The organism is Virgisporangium aurantiacum (assembly GCF_016863635.1).
In the GTDB taxonomy this organism is placed as follows: domain Bacteria; phylum Actinomycetota; class Actinomycetes; order Mycobacteriales; family Micromonosporaceae; genus Virgisporangium; species Virgisporangium aurantiacum.
Genome location: NZ_BOPG01000153.1, coordinates 1 through 5,652, shown reverse-complemented (window position 1 = coordinate 5,652; position 5,652 = coordinate 1). Strand labels below are relative to the sequence as shown.

Below are 5,652 nucleotides of genomic sequence, written 5' to 3'. Positions count from 1 at the left end.
GGCAAGGTCGATCCGGCCGAGGTGCAGTTCGGAGTAGAAGACGTCGGTGCGGGTCGGGTGCGGCAGCTCCAGGTGGAGCAGCTGAAGGGTGACGCCACTGGCGGGATCGTGGTCAACACCTGCATCCGGCCGGGCCGCCGCCGCAACAGCCGACACGGCGTCCGCAGCACCTCATCACGGCCCTCCAATCCCGTCAGGGCTAATGGGAGTCGGATGACCGCTTGGCGGCGCTGAACGTGATCAGCCGGTATTGGTCGACCGAGTACACTGCCGAGTTCGGCTCGGTTGCGGTGGCTGCGGCCCGGGTCGGGTTTACGCCTCGCGGTTGCCTGGTGGCGGTGTTTCGGTCGCCCGGCTCGCCACCATGCTGGAACAGCCGGTGGTGGCGGGTATCGGTCCGCCGCTTGAGGCGCTGTGGCATCATCGCTCGGTGCACAACTACCTGTCCGATCCGGAACTGTCTGACGGGCAGTGGCGCAGATCGCAGGCCGAGTTTGTCGACGCGGTCGGGGTGGCGCCGGCCGGTGACCCGGCTACGGCTCGGTGGGTCGCGGTTCGACACGATGCAGACCACGTCCACATCGTCGCCACCCTGGTTCGTCAGGACGGCGGGACGGTGTGGGCACGCCAGGATCTCCCGAACCGGCCGGAGGTGAGGTATGGACCCACAGACCGATACGCGAATCGCTGAGATCTGCACGCTGCTGGAGGCTGGCGCCCCGGTCGGGTGGAACCGCGTCACCCTGGACGTCTGGGCGAACGTGACGGCATACGAACTCGCCTCGTCCGCGAAAGACGCCGAGGGCCGGTTCGCGGGCGAGGTGCGGCTGGCGGAGATGACAAAACGGCTGCAGGACCTCCGCGAGCAGATGTACGAGGAGAACCGCGGCGCGTGGTTGTCGGCGCGGTTCGTGCTGCACCGCGAGGCTGAGCCCGAGGTGACGTTCAACTACGACGAGAACCCGCGGTGGTCGCCGGAGTTGCACCCGATGATGTTCGTGCGCGACCTGGAGGCGTTCCCGCGGGCGGACGAGTACGTCCCGGAGTGGCTGCGCGAAATGGTCGAACGCGGGCTCTAGCTGCGGCGCGAGCACGAGGCGAGCCTGGCCGATCAGTAGGCTGGCGGGTCCGACCGCGATCTGAGAGGAAGTGACACCATGGCGAACTGGCCGGCGCTCAGCCCGACCGAGCAGCAGGAGAAGCTCACGGAGATCGCCCAGGAGATCCTGCCGACCCTGCCGCACGGATGGGTGCGCCTGGTGGTGCGTGTCAAGATGATCGGCACGCACAGCGAGGCCGACACGGGCGTGAAGATGCCGGACGGTTCTGTGCGCGGCTGGTCGTTCACGCCGGAGGTGTGGCGGAAGTTCCAGCAGCTACGCAAGGGCATGTACGCCGAGGGGCTCGGTTCGTGGGTGGAGTTCGAGTACATCCTGGACCCGCCGGGCAGGTACAACATCCGTTACAACCGTGACGAGGCTCCGAGGTTCGACCTGGCGCCGTCGGCGAAGGACTTCGCCATCGAGCAGAAGTGGTTCCCGCGGGCCGACGAGCAGATGCCGGAGTGGTTCCGCCGCGGGCTCGCCGGCGCCAACACCTGACGCGGCGGCGGCCCTGTCAGGCCGGTGACGCGATGGCCAGCAGTTCGTCGATGAGCAGGGACAGCACTGTCGGGTCGTGATCGGCGATCAACGTCGTCGCCTTCGTCCACGGCTGCCGGGCGAGGATCTCCACGATCGTTTCCGCGCTGTGGACGACCCGGCCAGTGCCGTCCGTCGTATCTCGGGCTTCGCGATGCCCGCGGGGCGTCCGGCCGCGGTGGTGCGCGGCGTGGTCAGCACCTCCTTTGCCCTGCCGGAGTTTCCGTTGGTCACCAAGGCCTCAATGCATGACGCCGAACGACGACTCATCGCAAGAGCCAAGAAGACCGACGCAACAACCTACTCGGCGAACCGCCACGCTGATCCGGCCCGGAAACCGCAAAATAGATCCGGACAACCGAGCCGGGAAACGTCCGGACTGACCTTGCGAGCCGCCGGCCAGCGCCTTGATCATCCGCAATCTTCGGACGGACGCGACAACCGCCCCGCGCCTACGGGCATGAAGCGCTCGCTCATCGGCAAAGCCGCGAGCCGCTTACGGACTGTCGATCATGTTCCGGAGGCCATGAAGGCGGCGAGGATGTAGTTGGCGTGGCGGTCGGGGTTCTTGCGGGCTCGGTCGTAGCGCATGGTGGTGCGGGGGTCGGCGTGGCGGGCGGCGATCTGGACGTCGCGCAGGCTGACGCCGGCGTCGAGCATGGTCGTCACGAACGTGTGCCTCAACATGTGCGGATGCATCCTCGGCATCCGGATCCCGGCGGAGGCGGCCAGGTGCTTGAGCCGTCGGGTTGCGGCGTGTCGGTCCATCCGGCCGCCGAGGGTGTTGCGCAGGATCGGACCGCCGTCTCGGTCGCCGACCGCCCGGTCGATGGCCCGGCTGACCGCCGGTGGCAGCGGAACGAGGACGACCTTGCCACCTTTGCCGCGTACGCGTTGTACGCGGTGGCCGTGCTCCTCAACGAGATCGGCAACGCTGGCGCCGCAGACCTCGAAGATCCGCAACCCAAGTAGGCCGAGAAGTGCAACGAGGGCGAAGTCGTTCGGGTTGGCCGACAGCCGGGCGGTGGTGATCAGCGGACGACACGACGACGGCGTCGGAAACGGAAACGGCAGCCATATCTGACGGTGCGTCAGGAGCCGAGTTCAACGCCACCACTCAAGGAGCGGCATTACAGGATGCCAAGATCGTGCTTCAGTTCGCGGCGCGGCTACCGTGGCGTGGTGCGGATCGGTGCGTGTCAGACGCCTGAGATTCTCGGGGACATCGAGGGGGCGCTGCGCGTCGTTCGCGAGTTTGCCGCTTGGGCGGACTCCGTGGAAGTCGACCTGCTGCTGTTCCCCGAATGCTTCTTGCAGGGGTACCTCGTCACCGGGCGGCACGTCCGCTCCTGGGCCTTCGATGTCACCTCGGTGGAGTTCGCCGCGGTGCTGGCGGCGTTGGCAGGGATCCGGCAGACGCTGGTGCTCGGCATGATCGAGCGGTCCGGCGGTGTCTACTTCAACACTGCGTTGGTCATCGCCGGGCAACAGGTGATCGGGCGCTACCGCAAGACGTTCCTGACCGCCGGGGAATCGATCTTCGCCGCCGGCGACAGCTACCCGGTCTTCGATCTCGGCCGGATCCGGTTCGGAATCAACATCTGCTACGACACCCAGTTCCCACAGGCCGCAGCCGCGGTCGCCGCCCGCCACGCGCGGGTGCTGCTGGTCCCAGCGCAGAACATGATGCGCCGCGACAAGGCGCGCTGGTGGCAGGACCGCCACCACGAGATCAGGGCCCGCCGTGCCCGCGAGACCGCCATGTGGCTGGTCTCCGCCGACGTCACCGGCGAACGCGACGAGTTCCGGATCGGTCTGGGCCCCACCAGTGTGCTCAGCCCGACAGGCGCCGTCCTCACGCAGGTCCCCACTGGCACGACCGGCATGTCCACCCTCGACATCGACCCGGACCTCCCACTGCCGCTCGGCCAACGTCCAGAATGTCTTCGTGGATCGCGATCGGGAGGCACCGAACCTGGCCGAACTGCTTAGCTTCGCAGCGGCCTTGCCAACAGGCCGCGCGGAGCAGCTAATCGTAAGCGCACATCCCGCACCGCTCGAGCCGCCCAACGACGACGCCGAGCCGCCAGCGCCGACGTTCATCTCATGGGATAACTACCTCGCCGCCACCACCGTCGACCACCGACTGCGGTGGTGCCGCGCGAAAGTCAAGACAGCCAACCGACGCCGCCTCATGTCGGGGCCGTCGGACCGGAAGATCACCGCTGCCGAGGTCTGGTCGATCCTGGAGCATGCCAAGGGGCGATGCGCTCATTGCGGCTCCCTCGCAGTAGAACTGCGCCCGTCTGGCCCGAATGGCCGACCGACCGCATGGGGTTCGATCGGCAGGCGGATCGGGTCGCTGGGTCATAGCCTCGCCCGCTTCAACGGCGGTCAAAACAACCCGGACAACCTGTGCTGGTCATGCCTCTGGTGCAACACCTGGCCCAGCGAACGCCACAACGGCGCAACCGACCACGGCGGCATCCAGATGTACAACCCGGACCTGCGGAGCCGATAGCTACACGCCCGGCGGTTGATTCGCGATCCGCATCGTGCGCTCGCAGCGGCAGATCCGCGCACCGGTCGACCTCATGATCGCTCGCAGGCGTGGCGTCAGCCTCGCGTCGTCCAACTCTGGTCCACTCCCAGACAGGCAATCAGGCTGGTGGCGGACTCGTTCAGGAAGAGTTGGAAGTGGTACGGCGGATCGGCCGCTTTGACGGCTCCGATACGTACGCGCTCCTCGCCGTAGGCGTGTAGTGCCTGCACCGCGTCGGTGAATCCCATCTCTGGTGTACCGTTCCGCCGGGTCAGGCGCAGCCGTCGAGCGTAGATGCGGGCGAGCTCGGACGCTGGGACGCCCTCGTCCCAAACCTGCATCGCCGCGCCAGCAGCCACAGCGCTCCGGCAGGCGGCGAACACGTTGCCGTCTCGGGTGAGGAGGCGGATGAGATCATCGCGGTCCACGAACACAAGATACTGATCCTGGCGTGTGCTCCTATCATGATCGGCGCGGCGACCGTAAGCACAGCCCTGTTCAACGCCGATGGCGCTCGACCAGCGGCAAATACGGACGCCTTGATCGTCGGACGTCTGGGCCGTCACGGCGGCGCGCTACAGAGCAGTCGACGCCAAGATCACGGGCGCCGCTGATGCCGCCGACCGAGCGGGTCTCGCGATCGGTGTTCGTCAGCCAGAGGCCGTGATGTCCAACGGGGCGGACAGCGGCGGTAGCCGGACAGGAATCCGGGCCCGATCGTCCGGCCGACCGAAGTGTCCGTCCCACCCATCGTCCGGCTGCTGTCCGTCGCCGTCGGCCGCGGCAGGCATGGCCTCCAGCGCGTCCCAGAACGAATCCAATCATCGGCGCGCCGGTCATACGCGCGTGACGCCGCGAACTGGATCGACTCGCCGTTCATCGCGTCTCTGTCGAGCCGCTCGACTGACCGTCGCCGCGAGACGGCGATCGAACTCGAGGATGCGCGGCGGCGGTAGCGCCGCCAGCCGGTCGACCAACGCCGCGCCGACCGCGTCGCAGGTCAGCAACGATCACTGGCCTCAACCTCGGCGCGCGACCCATCCACCAGCATCCCGAACTCGTCGATCTCCACGTCGACTCCCTGCACAGCCGCCTGACGACGGGGCTTACCCCCGTGTCCAAAATCAGGGATCAAGCCCGGTGGGCCTTGACCCTTGATCTTGGACACGGGTTATGCGGCTGCCGCGAGTGTAGTTGATGTTGTTCGGATGCTGTTCTCGTAGGTGATCGGGGATCGTTGTCCGAGCCGTGAGTGGCGGCGGACGGTGTTGTACCTGTTCAGCCATCGGAACGTGGTCAGCCGGGTTTCGCGTTCGTCGGTGAACGTCCGTCGGCCTTGCAGGGTCTCGCGTTTGAGGGTGGCGTTGAACGATTCGGCGAGGGCGTTGTCGGCGGAGCTGCCGACCGCGGACATCGATTGGCGGACGCCGGCCGTGTGGCAGGCGGCGGCGAACGCCTTGGATGTGTACT

Annotated in this window: 9 protein-coding genes; 6 read left to right on the top strand and 3 right to left on the bottom strand. The window is 67.2% G+C overall.

Annotated features, from left to right (window positions below; translation table 11 throughout):
• Positions 1–364 precede the first annotated feature (364 nt).
• The 4 genes from Vau01_RS62650 (at position 365) to Vau01_RS62635 (ending at position 2,187) form a co-directional block, all read left to right on the top strand.
• The gene (locus Vau01_RS62650) at positions 365–691 is read left to right on the top strand and encodes a hypothetical protein (protein ID WP_204015219.1); all 327 of its coding nucleotides are present in this window, start codon (positions 365–367) and stop codon (positions 689–691) included.
• Positions 660–1,079 (top strand): hypothetical protein, encoded by a 420-nt coding sequence (locus Vau01_RS62645; RefSeq protein WP_204015195.1) that lies wholly within the window; start codon positions 660–662, stop codon positions 1,077–1,079. The genes Vau01_RS62650 and Vau01_RS62645 overlap by 32 nt, the downstream gene beginning before the upstream one ends.
• A 78-nt stretch (positions 1,080–1,157) precedes the next feature.
• Complete coding sequence (locus Vau01_RS62640) at positions 1,158–1,601, top strand: hypothetical protein (protein WP_204015192.1); 444 nt, start codon at positions 1,158–1,160, stop codon at positions 1,599–1,601.
• 148 nt (positions 1,602–1,749) lie between these two features.
• Complete coding sequence (locus tag Vau01_RS62635; protein WP_204015189.1) at positions 1,750–2,187, top strand: hypothetical protein; 438 nt, start codon at positions 1,750–1,752, stop codon at positions 2,185–2,187.
• On the opposite strand, the gene Vau01_RS62630 is transcribed toward Vau01_RS62635, so the two are convergent.
• Positions 2,151–2,603, bottom strand: a complete 453-nt coding sequence (locus Vau01_RS62630) for a tyrosine-type recombinase/integrase (RefSeq protein ID WP_239153140.1) — start codon at positions 2,601–2,603, stop codon at positions 2,151–2,153. The two genes, Vau01_RS62635 and Vau01_RS62630, sit on opposite strands and share 37 nt — an antisense overlap.
• Before the next feature lie 219 nt (positions 2,604–2,822).
• Between Vau01_RS62630 and Vau01_RS62625 the strand changes: the two genes are divergently transcribed.
• Both Vau01_RS62625 and Vau01_RS62620 read left to right on the top strand, forming a co-directional pair.
• Entirely contained in the window at positions 2,823–3,632 is an 810-nt protein-coding gene (locus Vau01_RS62625; protein ID WP_239153138.1) for a carbon-nitrogen hydrolase family protein, read from the top strand.
• Positions 3,589–4,161 carry a hypothetical protein gene (locus Vau01_RS62620; protein WP_204015186.1) on the top strand — a complete coding sequence of 191 codons (573 nt, stop codon included), beginning with the start codon at positions 3,589–3,591 and terminating at the stop codon, positions 4,159–4,161. The genes Vau01_RS62625 and Vau01_RS62620 overlap by 44 nt, the downstream gene beginning before the upstream one ends.
• 95 nt (positions 4,162–4,256) lie before the next feature.
• On the opposite strand, the gene Vau01_RS62615 is transcribed toward Vau01_RS62620, so the two are convergent.
• Both Vau01_RS62615 and Vau01_RS62610 read right to left on the bottom strand, forming a co-directional pair.
• Positions 4,257–4,748 carry a hypothetical protein gene (locus Vau01_RS62615; protein WP_204015183.1) on the bottom strand — a complete coding sequence of 164 codons (492 nt, stop codon included), beginning with the start codon at positions 4,746–4,748 and terminating at the stop codon, positions 4,257–4,259.
• Between the two features lie 605 nt (positions 4,749–5,353).
• Positions 5,354–5,652 (bottom strand): integrase core domain-containing protein (locus Vau01_RS62610; protein WP_204015180.1); only part of this gene is annotated, 299 nt, incomplete at its 5' end.